Source organism: Sphaerotilus uruguayifluvii (genome assembly GCF_013294065.1).
GTDB lineage: Bacteria > Pseudomonadota > Gammaproteobacteria > Burkholderiales > Burkholderiaceae_C > Sphaerotilus > Sphaerotilus uruguayifluvii.
Genome location: NZ_JABSNM010000007.1, coordinates 1 through 20535, shown reverse-complemented (window position 1 = coordinate 20535; position 20535 = coordinate 1). Strand labels below are relative to the sequence as shown.

Genomic DNA, 20535 nt, shown 5'->3' with positions numbered 1-20535 from the left:
AAACAACCCAACCGATCATCCGATCACGGAGCCTGTCCCATGCCCGGCCTGCTTCCCCACGTCGATCCCGACGGTCTGCTCGAGTACTCGGTGGTCTACACCGACCGTGCGCTCAACCACATGTCGCAGCGCTTCCAGCGCGTGATGCGCGGCGTCTCCTCGGTGCTGAAGGAGGCCTACGCGGCCCGCTCGGCCATCGTTGTGCCCGGCAGCGGCTCCTTCGGCATGGAGGCGGTGGCGCGCCAGTTCGCCGGCCAGGAGCAGGTGCTGGTGCTGCGCAACGGCTGGTTCAGCTTCCGCTGGTCGCAGATCCTCGAGATGGGCGGCATCGCCGCGGGCGTGCAGGTGCTCAAGGCCCGCCAGGTCGAGCCGGGCGCGGCGCAGTCGGCCTGGACGCCGGCGCCGCTGCACGAGGTGCTCGCCGCGATCGAGTCGCAGCGCCCCGGCGTGGTCTTCGCGCCGCATGTCGAGACCGCCAGCGGCATGATGCTGCCCGACGCCTACCTGAAGGCGGTGGCCGACGCGGTGCACGCGGTCGGCGGCCTGTTCGTGCTCGACTGCATCGCCTCCGGCGCGATGTGGGTCGACATGGCCGCCACCGGCGTGGACGTGCTGATCAGCGCGCCGCAGAAGGGCTGGAGCGGCTCGCCCTGCTGCGCCTTCGTGATGCTGGGCGAGGCGGCGCGTGCCCGCATCGACCAGACCACCAGCTCCAGCTTCGCCTGCGACCTGAAGAAGTGGCTGCAGATCATGGAGGCCTACGAGTCGGGCGGCCACCTCTACCACGCCACGATGCCCACCGACGCGCTGGCGCGCTGCCTGGAGGCGATGGAGGAGACGCGCGCGCAGGGCTTCGGCGAGCTGCGCGAGCGTCAGCTCGAGCTGGGCCGGCGGGTGAGGGCGCTGCTGCAGGCGCGCGGCTTCCCCAGCGTCGCCGCCGAGGGCTTCCAGGCGCCGGGCGTGGTGGTCAGCCATACGCTCGACCCGGAGATCCAGTCGGCGCGTGCCTTCCTCGCGCAGGGCCTGCAGACCGCCACCGGCGTGCCGCTGCAGTGCGACGAGCCGGCGGACTTCCGCACCTTCCGCATCGGCCTGTTCGGCCTCGACAAGCTCGCCGACATCGACGGCACGGTGGCGCGGCTCGAGCAGGCGCTCGAGCGCATCGGCGGCTGAGCCGCGGCGGCTCCGGGGGCGGCCGGGCCTCGGCGCAGGCCTCAGCGCGGGCGGTCGAGCAGCGCGTGCAGCGCCATGCCGCCCAGCATCGCGGCGACGAAGATCGCCGCCTCGCCCCAGCCGCTGCCCAGCGCCACCAGCGCCGGCCCCGGGCACAGCCCGGCCAGGCCCCAGCCGGTGCCGAAGATCAGCCCGCCGGCGATCAGGCGCGCATCGATCGCGGTCGCCTGCGGCCACTCGATCGGCGCGCCGCTCCAGGTGCGGCCGCGCCGGCGCGCCAGCGCCATCACCGGCACGCCGACCGCGATCGCCGCGCCCATCACCAGCGCCAGGCTCGGATCCCAGGCGCCGGTGAGATCCAGGAAGGCCCGCACCTTCATCGGATCGGTCATGCCGGCGGCGATCAGCCCCAGGCCGAACACCAGCCCGGCCAGCAGGCTCGACAGCGCGGCCACGGCGCCGCAGTTCCTGTCCTTGCAGTCCATCGTGTCCTCTCAGCCGCCGAGCAGGTGGCGCACGACGAACACCGTCGCGAAGCCGCTGCCCATGAAGCACAGCACGTTGACCAGCGAGCGCGCCGACAGCCGGCTCAGGCCGCAGACGCCGTGACCGCTGGTGCAGCCGTTGCCCAGCCGCGCGCCGAAGCCCACCAGCAGCCCGGCGGCGACCAGCGCCGGCGGGCCGGCATCGATCCGCGGCAGCGGCAGCGGCGCGACCAGCCGCCACAGCCAGGACGAGGCCAGCAGCCCGGCGACGAACAGCAGCCGCAGCCGGTGGCGCGTCAGCCAGCCGGCCTGCCCGCCCTGCAGCAGATCGCGCAGCGGCTGGCCGACGATGCCGGCGATGCCGGCGATGCGCCCGCTGCCCAGCAGGCACAGCGCCGCGGCCAGGCCGATCAGCGCGCCGCCGGCCAGCGCGCTCCAGGGGGTGAAATGCGCCCAGTCGGGAATCAATCGAAACTCCTTGTGAAGGATGGGCACGGAGCCCTCGTCATTGCACGAACGCGTGCAATGCAGGTCGCGCCAGCTCGCGCGCAAGGCCGCGCATCCTATCGAGCCGGTCCGTGGGTGGCAAGACACCCCTGCCGGCATGGGCATGACGGCGGCAAGGGCCGGGCAGGGACCCGGGCGGCGCGGCCCGGCAAGGTACTTGCCTGATCCCCGGCGGGGCCGGGCGGGCGCGCCGGACGCCTTTTGTTTCAGCATCCGTGCGTTTTTGCACGAGGATATCCCGCCAATTCGGGGATTGGTGCCTAAAGCTTTCCTGCATCATCGCCCCAGACCGACACCCCCCCGAGCGTTCCATGGCCGCCTCCATTTCCGTTCTCCACGTGGGTTCCGCCGCCCCGGCACTGGCGTCCGACTCCGATTTCGGCCGCTGCGTCTGGCACCAGTGCAGCACGCTGGACCAGGCCCAGGCGGCGATCGCCGAGACGGTGCCCGAGGCCATCCTGTTCAGCTGCGACAGCGACGCGCAGGCCGAGGCGCTGCCGCACTGGTCCTCGTGGACGCAGGCGGTGCTGGGCTCGGCGGTGGTGGTGCGTGCCCCGACGCCCAACCGCGACCTGATGGTGCGGCTGCTGCGCGCCGGCGCCCAGGACGTGCTGCCGACGGTGCCGCACGGCCATCACGACATCGTGATCGACGACGGCGACCAGCTCGCGCGCAGCCTGTGCATGGCCATCGAGCGCAAGCGCCAGGAGCAGGAGCTGCGCCGGGCCTGGTCGATCGACCTGGCCACCGGGCTGCCGAACCGGGTCCAGCTGATGGAGCTGCTGCACCAGCTGTGCGCGCTGCGCGAGCGCGAGCCCGCGCCGATGGCGCTGCTGGTGCTGCGCATCGAGGGGCTGGCGACGACCGAGGCGCGCCTGGGCGTGGCCGCCTCGCAGGCGCTGCGGCGCAAGCTGGCGGTGCGGCTGCGCAGCATGCTGCGCGCCAGCGACGTGGTCTCGGCGCTGGCGCCCGATGCCTTCGGCGTGGTGCTGACCCGGCTCGACGCGCCGGCCGACGGCGAGCGGGTCGCGGCCAAGCTGGCGCAGGGCCTGCGCGAGCCCTTCATGATCAGCGCGCAGACGGCGGTGGTGACGGTGTCGACCGGCGTGGCGCTCTATCCGGAGCATGGCCGCCAGCCCGACGACCTGCTCAAGCTCGCGCTGGGCTCGGCCGCGGCGCGCCGCGGCCTGGGCCGCCAGGGCTTCGCCGACCGCCGCGAGCGCGGCGCGGTGGCCGCGGCCAACGACGACGTCTGAGCTGCCCGCCCGCCGGCCGGGCCGGGCGTCACCTCAGCCCGGCTGCACCGCCGAGCCGGCCGCCGCCGACGCGATGGTCGCCGAGGCCAGCCACTCGACCAGCCGGCCCAGCGGCTGCGGGCGGCAGATGCCGTAGCCCTGGCCGATGTCGCAGTCGAAGCTGCGCAGCAGCGTCATCGCCGCCTCGTTCTCGACGCCCTCGGCGACGACATCGATGTCGAGCTGGTGGCACAGCTCGATGGTCGAGCGCACGATCGCCGCGTCGGCGCGGCTGGTCTCCAGCGACATCACGAAGTCCTTGTCGATCTTCAGCGTGTGCAGCGGCAGCTTCTTCAGGCGCTGCAGCGACGAGAAGCCGGTGCCGTAGTCGTCCAGCGCGATGCGGATGCCGCGCCCGGCCAGGTCGTGCAGCGTGGCGATCGCGCCCTGCTCGTCCTCGACGACGATCTGCTCGGTGACCTCCAGCTCCAGCCGCTCGGCCGGGAAGCCGCTCTCGTCGAGGATGCGCATCAGCCGCTCGCCCAGGCGCGGGTGCTGGAACTGGCGCGGCGAGACGTTGACCGCCAGCGACAGCGGCAGGTTGCGGATCGCCGCGCAGGCCTCGCGCACCACCCAGTCGCCGGCGTCCATGATCAGGCCGGTCTGCTCGAGAATATCGATGAAGCGGTCGGGCATCTGCAGCCCGAAGCCGGGCCGGTTCCAGCGCAGCAGCGCCTCCACGCCGGTCACGCGGCCGCTGCGCAGGTCGACCTTGGGCTGGTAGTGCAGCTCGAACTCGCCGCGCTCCAGGCCGCGGTACAGCGCCACCTCGGTGTTGAGGCGGTCGATGACGCGGTTGTGCATGTCGGCGGTGTAGAAGTGGCAGCTCGAGCCGGTGGCCTCGCGGGCACGCGAGCGCGCCGCGCCGGAGTGCTGCAGCAGCGTGTCGACGTCCTGGCCGTCGCCGGGCCAGATCGCCACGCCGACATGCACGCTGGCCAGCAGCTCCCAGTCGTCGACCGGCAGCGGCACCGCGAAGGCGTCGATCAGGCGCCGGGTGGCGCCGGCGATCTGCGCCTCGGCGTCGATGTCGGTGATCAGCATCGCGAAGGTGTCGCCCTCGAGCCGGCACAGCGAGTCGCGCTCGCGCATGACCGACTCGAGCCGGAGCGCCACCGCGCGCAGGATGCGGTCGCTGGCGGCCTGCGCGACCGAGGCCTGGGTGCGCTGCAGCACGTCGACGTCGATGTTGAGCACCGCGAAGCGCTGCTGGCTCTGCTGCGCCGCCGCCGCCGCGGTGGCGACCCGGTCGCGGAACAGCACCCGGTTGGGCAGGCCGGTGAGCTCGTCGAAATGGGCGTGGTAGCTCAGCCGCGCCTCGGCCTGGCGGCGCTCGGAGACGTCCTGCGCGACGCCGAAGATCGCCGTCGGCCGGCCGGTCTCGTCGAGCATCGCGTCGCCCGACAGGAAGAGATAGCGCGACGGGTGCAGCGTGCCGCCCAGGCGGATCTCCACCTCGCTCTCGCGGCGCCCCTGGCGCACGCGGCGCACGAAGTCGAGCAGCCGCGGCCGGTCCTCGCTGGCGACCTCGCGCAGCAGCCGGCGCGCGCCCTGCGGCTCGCCGCCGGGCAGCGCGAGCAGCTCGCGCAGCTCGCGCGAGCAGTGCAGCCGGCCGTCGTCGAGCTCGAGCCGCCACGGCGCCAGCCGGGCGATCTTCTGCGCGCGCGCCAGCGCGATCTGGCTCTCGCGCAGCTCGCGCTCGGTGTGCGCGGTGCGCAGCGCGTAGCGCACCCGCTGCGACAGCAGCGCCCAGTTGATCGGCTTGGTCACGAAGTCGGTCGCGCCGGCCTCGAAGGCCAGCGTCACCGCCATCACGTCGTCCAGCGCGGTCAGCATCAGCACCGGGGTGTGGCTGCTGCGCAGCGAGCGGCGGATCGCGCGGCAGGCGTCGAAGCCGTTCATCACCGGCATGCGCACGTCCATCAGCACCAGCTCGGGCTGCTCGGCGTCGCACAGCCGCACGGCGGTCTGGCCGTCCTGCGCCTCGATCACCCGGTAGCCGTAGTCCTCGAGCACGCGGCGGATCATCATCCGCGTCAGCCCCTCGTCGTCGACGATCAGCACCCGCGCGCCGGAGCCCGGCACCAGCGTCGTGGCCGGGCTCATCGCGCGGTCTCCGCCGTGCCCTGGCGGCGCAGCTCGGCGAGCGCGGCCAGGGCCTCGCGGGTGGCCTGCTCCAGCGCAGGCAGGTCGGGCAGGGCATGCATGCTGTCGTTCTCCCGTGTCGTCATCGTCTGGTCCGCCTCCTTCTCGAGCCGGGCGGCAAGCCGGTGCAGCGTCATCGCGCCGATGTCTCCGGCCGTGTTCTTCAGGCGGTGCAGCAGCTCGCGCACCGCGGTGCCGTCGCGCTGGCCGTGCGCCTGGCGCAGCTGCGCGATCTCGTCGCCGAGCGACTCGGCGGCCTTGCCGAGCAGCGCGTCGAAGGCGCCGCCCATGATCGCGCGCACCTCGGCGAGCCGGCCGGCGTCGAGCGCGCCGTCGCGGGGCGCGGCCGCACCGGCCCGCGGCCCGGCCACGACCCGGCCCGGGGGCATCAGCCAGCGCGCGATCGCGGTGGCCAGCGTGTCGGCGCTGTAGGGCTTGACGACATGGTCGTCCATGCCGGCGGCCAGGCACTTGTCGCGGTCGGCCGGCAGCGCGTGCGCCGTCAGCGCGATGATCGGCAGGCGCGCGCGCCCCTGGCGCTGCTCCCATTCGCGCACCGCGCGGGTCGCGGCATGGCCGTCCATGCCCGGCATCTGGATGTCCATCAGCACGAGGTCCCAGTCCTGCGTCATGACGGCCTCGACCGCGCGCAGCCCGTCCTCGGCCAGCCCGACCTCCAGGCCGCGCTTCCTGAGCATCTGCGCGCCGACCTCGCGGGTGATCTCGTTGTCCTCGACCAGCAGCACCCGCTCGCCGTCGAACTGCAGCCCGTCCGGGCGCGGGCTGCGCCGCGGCGGCGGCGCCGGCAGCGGGCGGCGCTGCAGCACCGTGGCGATCGCGTCCTGCAGGTCCGACTGGCGCACCGGCTTGTCCAGCCAGATGTCGACGCGCAGGCCGGCGAGGCGCTGCGGGTCCTGCATCGACGAGCTCAGCATGATCAGCGGCATCGGCGCGAGCAGCGGATCGGCCTGGATGGCGCGCACCAGCTCGTAGCCGTCCATCTCGGGCATGTTCAGGTCCAGCAGCGCGACCTCGTAGGGGCGGCCCGAGGCGGCCGCGTCCTGCAGCTTGGCCAGCGCCTCCTCGCCGCTGGCGGCGCTGCCGGACTGGCTGTTCCAGGCCGTCAGGTAGCGGTGCAGGATGACGCGGTTGGTGGCGTTGTCGTCGACGACGAGGATGCGCGTGCCGGGAAAGTCGCGGCCGCGGCCGGGCGTGCCGGCGCCGCCGTGCGGCAGCCCGCTGGGCGCGATCTGCAGCGGCAGCACGAACCAGAAGCGCGAGCCCTGGCCCTCGCCGCGGCTGTCCATGCCGATCGTGCCCTGCATCAGCTCGACGAGCCGGCGCGCGATGCTCAGGCCCAGACCGCTGCCGCCGAAGCGCCGGCTGGTCGAGCTGTCGGCCTGCGTGAAGGGCTGGAAGAGCTGCGCCTGCTTGTCCGGCGCGATGCCGATGCCGGTGTCGCGCACCTCCACCCGCAGCCGCGCGCCGTCCTCCAGCGCGACGCTGACGACCACCTCGCCGCGCTCGGTGAACTTGATCGCGTTGCCGATCAGGTTGACCAGCACCTGGCGCAGCCGGATCGGGTCGCCGCGCACCGTCTCGGGCACCTCCGGCGCGATGAAGCAGGCCAGCTCGAGCTTGCGCACATGGGCACGCTGCGCCAGCATCGCCGTGACGTCCTCGACGGTGCGGCGCAGGTCGAAGTCGATCGACTCGATGCGCAGCTTGCCGGCCTCCAGCCGCGAGAAGTCGAGGATCTCGTCGATGACGCCCAGCAGGATCGAGGCCGAGGTGCGCGCGGTGTCGAGATAGCGCTCCTGCTGGCCGCTCAGCGGCGTGTCCTGCAGCATCTCGATGGCGCCGAGCACGCCGTGCATCGGCGTGCGGATCTCGTGGCTCATGTTGGCGAGGAACTCGCTCTTGGCGCTGGCGGCGTCCTCGGCGGCCTCCTTGGCCTGGCGCAGCTCCATCTCGGTGCGCTTGCGCCCGGAGATGTCGTGGATCACGCCGAGGTGGCGCACCGCGCCGGCGCTGCTCGGGTCGATGCGGCTCCAGCGCAGCGCGATCCACAGCGGCGTGCCGTCGCGGTGGCGCGCCTCGGACTCGCGCTCGGCGTCGTCGCTGCGCTCGCCGGGAAAGGCGCCGGGCACCAGCATGTCGAAGCTGTGGCCGATCAGCTCGCTGTCGCGGTAGCCGAACATGCGCGCCGCGCCGGCGTTGACCGACTCGATGCAGCCGCCGGCGTCGACGACGACGATGCCGTCGTGCGTGGCGTCGAGCACCCGGCGCAGCCGCACCTCGCTGCGCTCGATCGCCTGCTGCGAGGCGATGCGCGCGGTCACGTCGGTCTGCAGCGCGACGAAGTGGCTGGGCAGGCCGCTGCCGTCGAGCATCGGCATCACCCGCAGCTCGTTCCAGAACGGCCGGCCGTCGCGGGTGTAGTTCAGCAGCAGCTCCTCGACGTCGCGGCCGGCGCGGATGGCCTCGCGCAGCCGCGCCACCGCGGCCGGGTCGGTGTCGGGGCCCTGCAGCACGCGGCAGTTGCGCCCGACGATCTCGGCGAAGGACCAGCCGGTCATGCGCTCGAAGGCGACGTTGGTGTAGACGATCGGCTGGTCGGGCTGGCGGGCGTCGGCGATGACGATGCCCACGCCGATGGCGTCGATGATGCGGCCGCGCAGCCGCAGCGCCTGCTGCGACTCGAGCTGCTCGCTGAGGTCGCGGATGACGACCAGATGGTGGTCGTCGTCGCGGCTGGCGGCGCCCTCGAGCCGGGCCAGCCGCATCTCCAGCGTCAGCGGCGTGCCGCCCTCGGTCGGCAACGCCTCGACGACGATCGGCTCGGCCAGCGACTGCGCGTCGGCCAGCTCGAGCAGGTCCTCGAGCAGCTGGCGTCCCGAGGGCATCAGCAGCGCCGACAGCGGCCGGCCGAGCAGCTGGTCGGCGCGGCGGTGCAGGATGCGCTCGGCCGTCGGGCTGACCGAGCGCAGCCGCCGGCCGGCGTCCAGCGTCAGGATGCCGTCGAGAATGTTCTCGAGGATGCGGCGCTGGCGCTGCTCGCCCTGCAGCAGCAGCGCCTGGCGCTCGGCCAGCGCCTGCGCCATGCGGTCGAAGCGGGCGGCGGTGCGGGCGATCTCGTCGGCGTCTCCGGCGCCGGCGGCCGCGCCGACGCGGCTGTCGAGCCGGCCCTGGCCGAGCCGGTCGGCCGCCTCGCCGATCGCGGCCAGACGGCGGCGCTGGCGCGTGCCCATCACCCGCAGCACCGCGCAGGCCAGCAGCGCCTGCACCCCGCCCAGGCCGAGCGCGGCCAGCATCGCCTGATCGTGCATCTGGCGGCCGGCCTCGCGCGACAGGCCGATCTCGATGCGCGCCTGCGGGTGGCCGGGCAGCGGCAGCGCCTGCTCGACGCGGCGCATCGGGCCGTCGCCGCGCTCGGTGCCGTCTTCCGGGCCGAGCGGCTCGAGCAGCGCCTGCGCGTCGCCGGCCTGCGCCAGCACCCGCCCGTCGGGCTCCTGCAGCCGCACCCGGCGCACCTCGGGCTGCGCGGCCACCAGGCGCACCAGCAGGTCGGGCGAGGGCGGGGCGGCGCGCAGCGACTGCAGCAGGCTGTCCTGGCGCTGCACCAGCGCCTGCTCGGCGCGCGCCGACAGGTGGCCGGCGCCGAGGTGGGCCAGTGCGGGCAGCAGCAGCGCCGGGATCAGCGCCAGGCCGCAGACGGTCTGCAGGCGGGAGAACATCGGGCGATCCGCGCGCGGCTCAGCGGGCCGCGGCCGCGGCGCCGGATGCCGGACAGCGGGAGCGACGGCAGGGGCAGCGGTTCATGAGGGTTGATTGGACACCAGATCGCCCCCGGCCGCGCCCGGGGAAGCTCCGGTTTCGCGGCCTGTTGCGCCCGATTCGATCCAGACCCGAGATGATAGAACCCGCAGTCCGCCGGTGTCGCCCGACTCCCGGACGGGCGACACCCGGGCCGATCAGCGCAGGATGTCGCTGATGCAGAGGTACTTGACCTCGACGTAGTCGTCGATGCCGTGGTGCGAGCCCTCGCGGCCCAGGCCCGACTGCTTGACGCCGCCGAAGGGCACCTCGGCCACCGAGATCAGGCCGGTGTTGATGCCGACCATGCCGTATTCCAGCGCCTCGCCGACGCGGAAGATGCGGCCGATGTCGCGGCTGTAGAAGTAGCTGGCCAGACCGAACTCGGTCGCGTTGGCCGCGGCCACCACCTCGGCCTCGCTCGAGAAGCGGAAGATCGGCGCGACCGGGCCGAAGGTCTCCTCGGTGGCGCAGAGCATGTCGGCGGTGACGTCGGCCAGCACGGTGGGCGTGTAGAAGCGCTCGCCGATGCGCTGGCCGCCGGTGACCAGGCGCGCGCCCTTGGCCAGCGCGTCGGCCACATGGCTCTCGACCTTGGCGAAGGCGCCCTCGTCGATCAGCGGGCCCTGGTTGATGCCGGCCTCGAAGCCGTTGCCGACCCGGATCGCCGCGACCTTGGCCGCGAGCTTCTCGACGAACTGGTCGTAGACCTTGTCCTGCACGTACAGGCGGTTGGCGCAGACGCAGGTCTGGCCGGCGTTGCGGTACTTGGAGATCATCGCGCCCTCGACCGCCGAGTCGATGTCGGCGTCGTCGAAGACGATGAAGGGCGCGTTGCCGCCCAGCTCCAGCGACATCTTCTTGATCGTCGGCGCGCACTGCTTCATCAGGATGCGGCCGACCTCGGTCGAGCCGGTGAAGCTGAGGTGGCGCACGGTGTCGGAGGCGCACAGCACGCCGCCGATCTCGATCGAGCTGTCGGCGTCGCCGGTGACGATGTTGAGCACGCCGGCGGGCAGGCCCGCGCGCTGGGCCAGCTCGGCGCAGGCCAGCGCCGACAGCGGCGTCTGCTCGGCCGGCTTGATGACGACCGGGCAGCCCGCGGCCAGCGCCGGCGCGACCTTGCGGGTGATCATCGCGATCGGGAAGTTCCACGGCGTGATCGCCGCGCACACGCCGATGGCCTGCTTCAGGATGACGAAGCGCTTGTTCGGGTCGGTGGTCGGGATGGTCTCGCCGTAGACGCGCTTGGCCTCCTCGGCGAACCACTCGATGAAGCTGGCGCCGTAGACCACCTCGCCGCGGGCCTCGGGCAGGGGCTTGCCCTGCTCTGCGGTCATGATGCGCGCCAGGTCGTCGGCGTTCTCGATCATCAGCGCGTGCCACTTCATCAGGATGGCGGCGCGCTCCTTGGCGGTCTTGGCGCGCCAGGCCGGCCAGGCGGCGTTGGCGGCGGCGATGGCGGCCTCGGTCTCGGCGGCGCCCAGGCGCGGCACGCTGGCCAGCGTCGCGCCGGTGGCCGGGTCGGTCACGTCGAAGCGGCTGCCGCCGGCGACCCATTCGCCGTTGATCAGCGCGTCGAGCTTCAGCAGCGAGGGATCCTTGAGGGCGGCGAGAGGAGAGGACGACTGCGTCATGGGTGCGGACTCCGGGGAGGGGTGAGGGGTCGATGAGGGTCGATCCCGCACTTTAGGCCAGCGCCTTAGGGGCCGCACAGACACAGCCGGCTTGTCCGCGCGCGCACTGTGCTGGGGGCGGGGCCGGTACAGCGGTGTCGCAGATAGTCTTGGCAGACGCAATGACCGTAGCCATGACTTAATTGAATGTTGGATGTGACCAAAGTCATCCGAGTCGGTGATTTTTTGCGCAAGTGGCGTGCATACGTGTAAATTTCAACACAGCAAGATTGCCGATGGCTCAATTAATTTCTGTTTTATCAAGAATTATTGTGCGCGTGTCGGTTGTTTGGATAATGAAAGGTCTTCTGGTCATGAAATGCAAAGGCTTTGTCGTGTTGGCCTTGTTTTTGGGGTCTGCATTTTTAACGGCTTGTGGCGGCAGTGGTGGTGGGGGGGGTGAAAATACTGGAACTGGAACTGGAACTGGAACTGGAACTGGAACTGGAACTGGAACTGGAACTGGAACTGGAACTGGAACTGGAACTGGAACTGAAGTTGTAAAAATAACACATCGATTAAGTACGGCGAGTGGATTTTCATTTGCCGTTAAATCAGGGGGCACTCTTAAATCATGGGGTTTGAATATACCTGGTGAAGATGTGAATCTTCAGCCTGTATTTAGGGTTGTGGATTTTGATGGTGTGGGTGATGTATCGTATGCATATGCGTATAACGATGTCCGTGGATATTATGGTCGGTTTGGATTGATGGTTACAAAGGCTGGTGAAGTGTTTGGGTGGGGGCATACTGGGTTAAATATGGGGTTGGGGTTGTTTACGCATCCGGCGTGCGCGGGATCCCAGTTCCCGCTCTTGGCCTACAAGTCCCCGAATAAGATCGGAATAAATGGCGTTGCAGAGGCAAAAGTACTTCCAAATGGTACGACAATCTTTAGAAAAAATGATGGTACTGTATGGATTTTGGCGGGGGTGATATCTTCTGCGGGTTGCCAAGGGCAGGTTGATTTTATTCGTGTGAGCGACTTGGGTTCGGTTATTTCTCTTGGGGATCCAATTAGCTCTAATCAACAAATTTCACCTGAATTCAGCATGATTCCAGTTGTCGAGGCTTCCGGTGCAGTGAGAATGCTAGAGGTTACTTCCGCTTATGCCGCCGCCCGCATTAGTTCTGGTGGAGTGGATGTGCTTACGGCTAAATATTATGTTTCCGAAAAACTAAATATTCCGCCGATTAAAAAAATATCTTGTGCTAGGCAGGGGTCCGGTGATGCCAAGAAGTATCACTGCCTTGCTATTACGCATGAAAGTAATGTTATTTCTTGGGGGGTGACTCCTTTTGGTAATCTTGGGGATGGTAGCCTCGCGAGTGGTAGTGAGGCTCCAGTAGTAGTAAAAATTTTGAGCAATATTGTTGATGTTGCAGTTGCACCCTCTAATTCATTTGCTTTGTCTGATGCTGGTGTAATTTATAGTTGGGGTGGTGAGGCTCTACTCGGCAGGGCTGACTCAACAGTATCAATCATCAATCCTACGCCAACCCAAATACCGGGTATTCCGCCCATCACTGAAATTGTTGTTTCCACTGCGGCCAATGATGCATCTGGGGCGAGCGGAAATCATGTACTTGCTCTTACCAAGGATGGATCAATTTACGGATGGGGATTGAATAGCTCTGGTGCCCTGGGGCCATCCGGGATTGGGTCTGTCCAAAAAACGCCAACAAAAATAATTGGTGTGGATCTGCATTAGGCCTCGCACACAAGACCATGGCACCGCGACTGATCGCTGTCAGTCCAAGCTCGCGCGGAAGATGGATGGGCAACAAGGGATAGCAATGTCTGCATGGGGAACGATTGAACTAGTGGGTGGGGGGTTTGCGCTTGCAGCTTTTTTAATAGCGGCTGTACTCGCGGCTTACAGAGCTCGACTAAGTGCGATGGCGAAGGAGTTACTTGCTCTTCCAAAGGATGAGCGAGCCCGCGTCCTGGAAGTGCAGCGCGAGTTTTTCCATATCGATGCAAGCGGCCTGACGAGAGCTCAACTCGAAGCTATAATTTTAGAACAAATTCGAGCAAGAGAGCGACGATTCCGGATGGGCGCTATTTTGATTGGTTTTTCTGCGCTAATGCTGGCGTTACTGACTGCCTACGCACTTTCGATTGACCCAAAGCGCGTGCCGCCCGAGAATGCGACTGCGACAGTTGTCGGTTCGCTTGAGGGACATTGGGGAAGTAATATAGGAGTTGAGTATTTAATTACTCAAAGCGGGCATGACTTTATCTGGGATGTTGTTCCCGGTAAAATTTCTATGGAAAAGGGTCGAGGAAAAATTGTCGGGTCAAGTGTAAGTGCATCTTGGTCAGGCTCTAATGGAGCCGATACTGCGTCTGGAGAAGCTGTAATAGTCGATGGACGAGTAACTATGATTCGGTGGAGTAATGGTGTTGTATTTCATAGGATTGAATAAGTTGCACATGAAGCTGCCGCACAAGAATGATGCTGTGGCCTACACACATGCGCTTGAGCCAAGTATGCTCGGCTTCCTGCTCGCGAATGCGTTTTAGGTTCGAGACGGTCGTGCTTGCTCAAAACTCTTTCACTCGTAGTACGTCGGCGCGTTGGTGCCGTGCTCGCGGCATACATCTGCCACAGCAGGCCCGTTTCTTCTTCTTTCTGCAGGGGGAGCTTAGAGCGTGTTCACGATCCCGACTGCCCTGAAAATGCGGGGATGCCGACGAGAAAAGCCTACGCGAGTGACATCAGCCGAGAGCGGTTTGCGGAGATCGAACCGCTGCTGAGGGGAGTGCGCCGGCGCACCAAGCCGACGACGGTGGACCTGTACGAGGTGTTCTGCGCCGTGCTGTACCTGCTGCGCACGGGCTGCCAGTGGCGCTTCCTGCCGGCGGATTTTCCCAAGTGGAGCACGGTCTACGCGTGGTGGCGAAAGTGGAGCGAGCCCGATGCGGAGGGTGTGAGCACGCTGGAGCGGGCTTTAAAAAAATCAGGTTGGCGCGGCCCGCGCGAGACAGGGGCGCAGCGCCACGCCGACGCTGTTGATCGTGGACGCGCAGAGCGTGAAGAACGCGGACACGGCCGGGTTCAAGGGCTATGACGCGGGCAAGAAGGTCTCGGGGATCAAGCGCCACATCGTGGTCGACACGCAGGGCTGGCCGCACGCGGTGGCGGTGACCACGGCCGAGGTGACCGACCGCAAGGGGGCGCTGCAGGCGCTCGAGCACGGCAAGGCGGCCCTGGCGGGGGTGCGCCGGGTGCTCGTCGATGGCGGCTATGTGGGTCGACCGTTCGAGCACGGCGTGCACGAGATCCTGGGCGAGCGCGTGACGGTGGAGGTGGCAAAGCGCAGCGAACTGCACACCTTTGCGGTCATGCCCCAGCGCTGGATCGTCGAGCGCAGCTTCGCCTGGCTGGAGAAGAACCGACGCCTGTGGAAGAACTGCGAGCGCTGGCTCAACACCAGCCTGCAGTTCGTCCATCTCGCCTTTCTGGCCTTGCTCCTCAGGAAATCGTGAACACGCTCTTACAGAACTGGTCGGTAGCATGCTTGGGAAATAGACGCCCGCCACTCAAAACCCGATCAACCATGAAAAAAGCCGGCTCCCGCCGGCTTTTGAATTCACGGTCCCAGCCGAATCAGCTCGCCAGCCTCACCAGCACGCGGCCGTCCTCGACCCGCGCCGCGTGCGCGCGCACCGACAGCTCGGGCTGCTCCAGGCAGGCGCCGGTGCTCAGGTCGTAGTGCTGCTTGTACAGCGGCGAGGCCACGACGATCTGTTCGCCCAGGCTGCCGACCAGGCCGCGCGACAGCACGCTGGCGCCGGACTTCGGGTCGATGTTGTCGATGGCGAAGAAACGATCGGGGCCGACGCGGAAGACCGCGACATGGCGGCCCTCGAGCAGGGCGCACACGCCGGTGTTGGGCAGGATCTCGTCGACCGCGCAGACGGCGGTCCAGTTCAGGGTGTCAAGGCTCATCTCGGGGTTCCGGGCTCAGGCGGTGGTGCGGTCGGTGGCGTCGGCGGCCGTCAGGGCGGCGGTCTCGCGCTCCTCGGGGCGGGCCGGACGGATCTGGCCGCGCTCCTCGACGAAGACGATGCGCTCGTCGGCCTTGTCGCTGTTGACGAAGCTCCTGAAGCGCGCCCGCACCGCCGGCGTGGTCACCGCGGTCTTCCATTCGCACTGGTAGGTGTCGACCACGCTCTGCATCTGCGCCTCCAGCTCGGCCGCCAGGCCCAGCCGGTCGTCGATCAGCACGCTCTTGAGGTAGTCCAGGCCACCTTCCATGTTGTCGCGCCAGGTGCTGGTGCGCTGCAGGCGGTCGGCGGTCTTGACGTAGAACATCAGGAAGCGGTCGATCAGGCGGATCAGCTCGGCCTTGCTCAGGTCGGAGGCGATCAGCTCGGCGTGGCGGGGCTTCATGCCGCCGTTGCCGCACACATACAGGTTCCAGCCCTTGTCGGTGGCGATCACGCCCACGTCCTTGCCCTGGGCCTCGGCGCATTCCCGGGTGCAGCCCGAGACGCCGAACTTGATCTTGTGCGGCGCGCGCAGGCCCTTGTAGCGGTTCTCCAGCTCGACGGCCAGACCGACCGAATCGTCGACGCCATAGCGGCACCAGGTCGAGCCGACGCAGCTCTTCACCGTGCGCAGCGACTTGCCGTAGGCGTGGCCCGATTCGAACCCGGCGGCGATCAGCTCCTCCCAGATCAGCGGCAGCTGCTCCAGCCGCGCGCCGAACATGTCGACCCGCGCGCCGCCGGTCACCTTGGTGTAGAGGCCGTACTTCTTGGCCACCGTGCCGACCGCGATCAGGCCGTCGGGCGTGACCTCGCCGCCCGGCATGCGCGGCACCACCGAATAGGTGCCGTCCTTCTGGATGTTGCCGAGGAAGTAGTCGTTGGAATCCTGCAGCGCGGCCAGCTCGGGCTTCAGTACGAAGTCGTTCCAGACCGAGGCCAGCACGCTGGCGGCGGCCGGCTTGCAGATGTCGCAGCCCAGGCCCTTGCCGTGCTTCTCGAGCAACTCCTCGAAGCTCCTGATCTGGCCGACGCGCACCAGGTGATACAGCTCCTGGCGCGAATAGGCGAAATGCTCGCAGAGGTGGTTGTTCACCGCCATGCCGCGCTTGGCCATCTCGCTCTTCATCACCTGCGTGACCAGCGGCACGCAGCCGCCGCAGGTGGCGCCGGCCTTGCAGCCGGCCTTCAGCAGCGCGATGGTGGTGGCGCCGTTGCCCACCGCCTCGCAGATCTGGCCCTTGGTGACGTTGTTGCACGAGCAGATCTGCGCCGAGTCCGGCAGCGCGTCCGGGCCCAGGCCCGGCTTTTCCTTGCCTTCGCCCGAGGGCAGGATCAGGAACTCGGGGTCGGCCGGCAGCGCGATGCCGTTGAGCGCCATCTGCAGCAGCGTGCCGTATTCGGCCGCGTCGCCGATCAGCACCGCGCCCAGCAGCTGCTTGCCGTCGGCGCTGATCACGATCTTCTTGTAGATCTGGCGGATCTCGTCGGTGTAGCTGAAGGTCTTGCAGTGCGGCGTCCTGGCGTGCGCATCGCCGATCGAGGCCACGTCCACGCCCATCAGCTTGAGCTTGGTGCTCATGTCGGCGCCGGTGAAGGCGGCCGCGCTGTCGCCGGCGATCTGTTTGGCCACCACGCGGGCCATGTCGTAGCCGGGCGCGACCAGGCCGAAGGTCTGGTCGTTCCAGGCGGCGCATTCGCCGATCGCGTAGACCGCGGGGTCGGCGGTGCGGCACTGGCTGTCGATGGCGACGCCGCCGCGTGCGCCCACCGGCAGCAGGCTCTGGCGCGCCAGCTCGTCGCGCGGGCGGATGCCGGCGGAGAACACGATCATGTCGGTCTCCAGCCAGGTGCCGTCGGCGAAGACCATGCGGTGGCGCGCGGTGGCACCGTCGACGATCTCGACGGTGTTGCGCCCGGTGTGCACCTGCACGCCGAGTGCCTCGATCTTGGTGCGCAGCACCCGGCCGCCGGCCTCGTCGACCTGCACCGCCATCAGCCGCGGCGCGAACTCGACCACATGCGTCTGCAGCCCCAGGTCGCGCAGCGCCTTGGCGCATTCCAGCCCCAGCAGGCCGCCGCCGACCACCACGCCGCTCTTCGAGCGCGCGCCGCAGGCCTTCATGCCTTCCAGATCCTCGATGGTGCGGTAGACGAAGATGTCGGCGCGGTCGCGCCCCGGCACGCCCGGGACGAAGGGATAGGAGCCGGTGGCCAGAACCAGGCGGTCGTAGGGCAGCACCTCGCCGTCGGCGGTGGTGACGGTGTTGTCGCGGCGCTCGATCTTCACCGCCTGCGACTTCAGCCGCAGCGTGTAGCCGCTCTGCTCGAAGAAGCCGGGCGCGACCAGCGACAGGTCCTCGGCGCTCTTGCCGGAGAAGAACTCCGACAGGTGAACGCGGTCATAGGCGGCGCGCGGCTCCTCGCACAGCACCGTGACTTCGGCATCCTTCACACCGGCCTCGTGGAGGCTTTCCAGAAACTTGTGGCCCACCATGCCGTGGCCGACGACGACGATCTTCATGCGGTCTCCGTGATGACGGACCGGAAGAACCCGGCCGTCGAAGGTTCCGTCCGGGAGGCCGGCTCGACTCGGGGACGAGCGCAGGCGCACCGGGAAACGGAGAGAAGGGGAAGGGATGAACGCGGGCCGACAGGGGAACGACGTGTTCCCGGCCCGGTTGGCGCCTGCGGCTCCACCGTCGTTGGAGGAGCGGGGTAGCGGATGCCGGAGCTACCTTGCGTGCGTCAGTCCGACAGATGCAGGAAGCGTGCCTGAGCTTGTCAAGGCGTGCGCCGGGGGCTCAGCGGGGTGTCTGCACCGCCGTGGTGCTCTCGACGGCCGTGGCGCGGGTTCCGGAGCGGTGCGTGCCCCGGATTGGGGAACACAGCCGGCCCAGCGCCTCGAGCGCCGGCGCGATGCGCGCATCGTTCGGCGCATGGCCGAAGTTCAGCCGCAGGCCGCGCCGCAGCCGCCGGTCGGCGCCCGAGGCGCTGAACAGCGCGCCCGGCGCCAGGCTGATGCCCAGCGTGGCGGCCTGCGCCTGCAGCGCCAGGCTGTCGCCGCCCTCGGGCAGCTCGACCCACAGGAAATAGCCGCCCTGCGGCCGCGCCAGCCGGGTGCCGGCGGGGAAAAGCGCCTCGACCTGCGCGTGCATCTGCGCCTGCTGCACCGCGAGCTGGCGGCGCAGCCCGCGCAGGTGGCGGTCGAAGCCGCCCTGGGCCAGGTATTCGGCGATCGCCAGCTGCGAGGGCACCGCGGTGGCCAGCGAGGTGAGCGTCTTGAGCCGGCGCAGCGCCGGCGCATGGCGCCCGGCCGCGACCCAGCCGACCCGGTAGCCCGGCGCCAGGCATTTCGAGAACGAGGTGCAGTGCAGCACCTCGCCGGCCGTGTCGAAGGCCTTGGCCGGCAGCGGGCGGCGGCTGCCGTGGTGCAGCTCGCCGTAGACATCGTCCTCGATCAGCGGCACGCCGTGCTGCGCCAGCCACGCCACCAGCGCGCGCTTGCGCTCCTCGGGCATCAGGCTGCCGAGCGGGTTCTGGAAATTGGGCATCAGCCAGCAGGCGGCCACCCGGTGGCGCTCGAGCACCCGCGCCAGCGCGTCCGGATCGACGCCGTCGCGCGGATCGGTCGGCAGCTCGACCGCGCGCAGGCCGTGGCGCTCCAGCGCCTGCAGCGCGGCGTAGAAGGTGGGCGACTCGACGGCGACGATGTCGCCTGGCCGGGTCAGCAGCCGCAGCGACAGGTCCAGCGCCTCCATCGCGCCGTGCGTGATGACGATCTCGTCCGGATCGACCGCGATGCCGGCCAGCGCCTGGCGCCGGGCGATCTGGTGGCGCAGCCGCTCGTTGCCGGCGCTCAGGTCCTCCAGCAGCCGGTCCGGGTCGAGCGCCCGCAGCGCCCGCGCGCCGCAGCGCGCCAGCTCCCGCAGCGGGAACAGCCGCGGACTCGGGAAGGCCGAGCCCAGCGGCACGACATCGCGGTCGCGGGTCGAGCCCAGCACCTGCATCACCAGGTCGCCGATGCTGACCTCGGTGGCCTCGGGCGAGGCGGGCGCGGCCTGCGGCTCGGCGGCGCTAGAGGCGCGGGCCGCCCGCACGAAGAAGCCCGAGCGCGGCCGCGACTCGATCAGCCCGCGCGACTCCAGCAGGTCGTAGGCCTGGAAGACGGTGGCGGCGCTGACCTGGCGGCTGGCGCGCGCCTGGCGCACCGAGGGCAGGCGCTCGCCCGGTCGCAGCGCGCCGCGGCGGATCGCGTCGGCCAGTTCGTCGGCCAGATCGGTGTAGAGGGGCATGGGCCGGATTGTCGCGGGGTCGCGTCGCCGGGGGCTGATCCGGTCGCAATGCGCCGGATCTGTACCGGTGCGGCGGCCGGGCCGGCCATGACAATCGCCCGATGACGCATTCGCCGAAGCCTTCGCGCTCTCCCAAGCTTCCTCCCAATCTCCAGGGCATCCTGTGGATGACGCTGTCGATGGCCGCCTTCGCGCTGGAGGACCTGTTCGTCAAGCGCGCGGTGCGGGCGCTGCCGCTGTCGGAGGTGCTGGTGCTGTGCGGCCTGGGCGGCGCGCTGGTCTTCGCGGTCCTGGCCTGGGGGCAGGGCGTGCGGCTGCTGCAGCCGGCGGCGCTCTCGCGGCTGATGGCGGGCCGCGCGGTGTTCGAGCTGGTCGGACGGCTGTTCTACGCGCTGGCGATCGCGCTCACGCCGCTGTCCTCGGCCACCGCCATCCTGCAGGCCACGCCTGTGCTGGTGGTGCTGGGCGGCAGCCTGTTCTTCCATGAGCGGGTGGGCTGGCGGCGCTGGGCGGCGGTGGCGGCCGGGCTGGCGGGCGTGCTGATCGTGCTGCGGCCCGGCGCGGGCGACTTCTCGGCGCTGTCGCTGCTGGCGGTGGTGGGCATGATCGGCTTCGCCGGGCGCGACCTGGCCAGCCGCGCGGTGCCGCCGGTGCTGGGCACGCTGCACCTGGGCGTGTTCGGCTTCCTGACGCTGGCGCTGGCCGGCGCGCTCCACGGCCTGTGGCGGCCGGTGGCCTGGACGGTGCCGACCGCCGAGGCGCTGGCGCTGCTGGCCGGCGCGGTCGGCGTGGGCACGCTGGCCTATGCGGCGCTGATGAAGGCGATGCGCACCGGCGACCTGGCCACCGTCACGCCGTTCCGCTATACCCGGCTGCTGTTCGGGCTGACGGTGGGCGCGCTGGTCTTCGGCGAGCGGGTGGATGCGGCGATGGTGGCCGGCTGTCTGGTCATCGTCGCCGCCGGGCTGCTGATCGCCTGGGACAACGCGCTGGCGCGGCGCCGGCTGCGCAGCGTCTGATCCGCATCTGATCCGGTCTGTTTTGACGATTTCTGAGAGCGTGTTCACGATCTCCTGAGGAGCAAGGCCAGAAAGGCGAGATGGACGAACTGCAGGCTGGTGTTGAGCCAGCGCTCGCAGTTCTTCC

14 protein-coding genes are annotated in these 20535 nt (G+C 69.2%); 6 read left to right on the top strand and 8 right to left on the bottom strand.

All coding sequences use genetic code 11. The features are described 5' to 3' along the window. Positions 1-39 precede the first annotated feature (39 nt). Positions 40-1173 carry an aminotransferase class V-fold PLP-dependent enzyme gene (locus HNQ01_RS09295; protein WP_173805108.1) on the top strand — a complete coding sequence of 378 codons (1134 nt, stop codon included), beginning with the start codon at positions 40-42 and terminating at the stop codon, positions 1171-1173. A gap of 41 nt (positions 1174-1214) precedes the next feature. Here HNQ01_RS09295 and HNQ01_RS09290 read toward each other — a convergent pair whose 3' ends face one another. Together HNQ01_RS09290 and HNQ01_RS09285 are read right to left on the bottom strand one after the other, a co-directional pair. After that, positions 1215-1658, bottom strand: a complete 444-nt coding sequence (locus HNQ01_RS09290) for a YeeE/YedE family protein (protein ID WP_173805107.1) — start codon at positions 1656-1658, stop codon at positions 1215-1217. 9 nt (positions 1659-1667) lie between these two features. Then, positions 1668-2126 carry a YeeE/YedE family protein gene (locus tag HNQ01_RS09285; RefSeq protein ID WP_173805106.1) on the bottom strand — a complete coding sequence of 153 codons (459 nt, stop codon included), beginning with the start codon at positions 2124-2126 and terminating at the stop codon, positions 1668-1670. A 377-nt stretch (positions 2127-2503) separates the two neighbouring features. On the opposite strand from HNQ01_RS09285, the gene HNQ01_RS22585 reads away from it, so the two are divergent. Next, a complete protein-coding gene (locus tag HNQ01_RS22585) occupies positions 2504-3421 on the top strand; it encodes a GGDEF domain-containing protein (protein WP_173805105.1) in 918 nt (305 codons plus the stop codon). 33 nt (positions 3422-3454) lie between these two features. Here the strand turns inward: HNQ01_RS22585 and HNQ01_RS09275 are convergent, their stop codons facing one another. From HNQ01_RS09275 to HNQ01_RS09265, 3 genes are all read right to left on the bottom strand, one after another. Then, the gene (locus HNQ01_RS09275) at positions 3455-5566 is read right to left on the bottom strand and encodes a putative bifunctional diguanylate cyclase/phosphodiesterase (protein WP_173805104.1); all 2112 of its coding nucleotides are present in this window, start codon (positions 5564-5566) and stop codon (positions 3455-3457) included. Continuing rightward, positions 5563-9342 carry a response regulator gene (locus HNQ01_RS09270; RefSeq protein WP_173805103.1) on the bottom strand — a complete coding sequence of 1260 codons (3780 nt, stop codon included), beginning with the start codon at positions 9340-9342 and terminating at the stop codon, positions 5563-5565. Before HNQ01_RS09270 ends, HNQ01_RS09275 begins: the two co-directional genes overlap by 4 nt. Before the next feature lie 237 nt (positions 9343-9579). Continuing rightward, entirely contained in the window at positions 9580-11058 is a 1479-nt protein-coding gene (locus tag HNQ01_RS09265; protein ID WP_173805102.1) for an NAD-dependent succinate-semialdehyde dehydrogenase, read from the bottom strand. A gap of 275 nt (positions 11059-11333) precedes the next feature. Between HNQ01_RS09265 and HNQ01_RS09260 the strand changes: the two genes are divergently transcribed. The 3 genes from HNQ01_RS09260 (at position 11334) to HNQ01_RS09250 (ending at position 14590) form a co-directional block, all read left to right on the top strand. Then, positions 11334-12809 (top strand): RCC1 domain-containing protein, encoded by a 1476-nt coding sequence (locus HNQ01_RS09260; protein WP_173805101.1) that lies wholly within the window; start codon positions 11334-11336, stop codon positions 12807-12809. 61 nt (positions 12810-12870) lie between these two features. After that, positions 12871-13527 carry a hypothetical protein gene (locus HNQ01_RS09255; RefSeq protein WP_173805100.1) on the top strand — a complete coding sequence of 219 codons (657 nt, stop codon included), beginning with the start codon at positions 12871-12873 and terminating at the stop codon, positions 13525-13527. Between the two features lie 261 nt (positions 13528-13788). After that, positions 13789-14590 (top strand): IS5 family transposase gene (locus tag HNQ01_RS09250; RefSeq protein WP_434801496.1). Its coding sequence is split into 2 segments (ribosomal slippage): positions 13789-14064 and positions 14066-14590, totalling 801 coding nucleotides; the frame shifts between segments, so codons are not numbered across the junction. A 121-nt stretch (positions 14591-14711) separates the two neighbouring features. On the opposite strand, the gene nirD is transcribed toward HNQ01_RS09250, so the two are convergent. The 3 genes from nirD to HNQ01_RS09235 all read right to left on the bottom strand — a co-directional run bounded on the left by nirD (position 14712) and on the right by HNQ01_RS09235 (position 19389). Further along, positions 14712-15053, bottom strand: coding sequence for a nitrite reductase small subunit NirD (nirD, locus tag HNQ01_RS09245; RefSeq protein WP_173805098.1), 342 nt, complete (start codon positions 15051-15053; stop codon positions 14712-14714). Positions 15054-15068: 15 nt separating this feature from the next. Next, a complete protein-coding gene (nirB, locus tag HNQ01_RS09240) occupies positions 15069-17618 on the bottom strand; it encodes a nitrite reductase large subunit NirB (protein WP_173805097.1) in 2550 nt (849 codons plus the stop codon). 280 nt (positions 17619-17898) lie between these two features. Beyond that, entirely contained in the window at positions 17899-19389 is a 1491-nt protein-coding gene (locus tag HNQ01_RS09235; protein ID WP_173805096.1) for an aminotransferase-like domain-containing protein, read from the bottom strand. Positions 19390-19490: 101 nt separating this feature from the next. Here HNQ01_RS09235 and HNQ01_RS09230 point away from each other — a divergent pair, with 101 nt between their 5' ends. Further along, positions 19491-20408, top strand: coding sequence for a DMT family transporter (locus HNQ01_RS09230; RefSeq protein WP_217427476.1), 918 nt, complete (start codon positions 19491-19493; stop codon positions 20406-20408). Positions 20409-20535 lie beyond the last annotated feature (127 nt).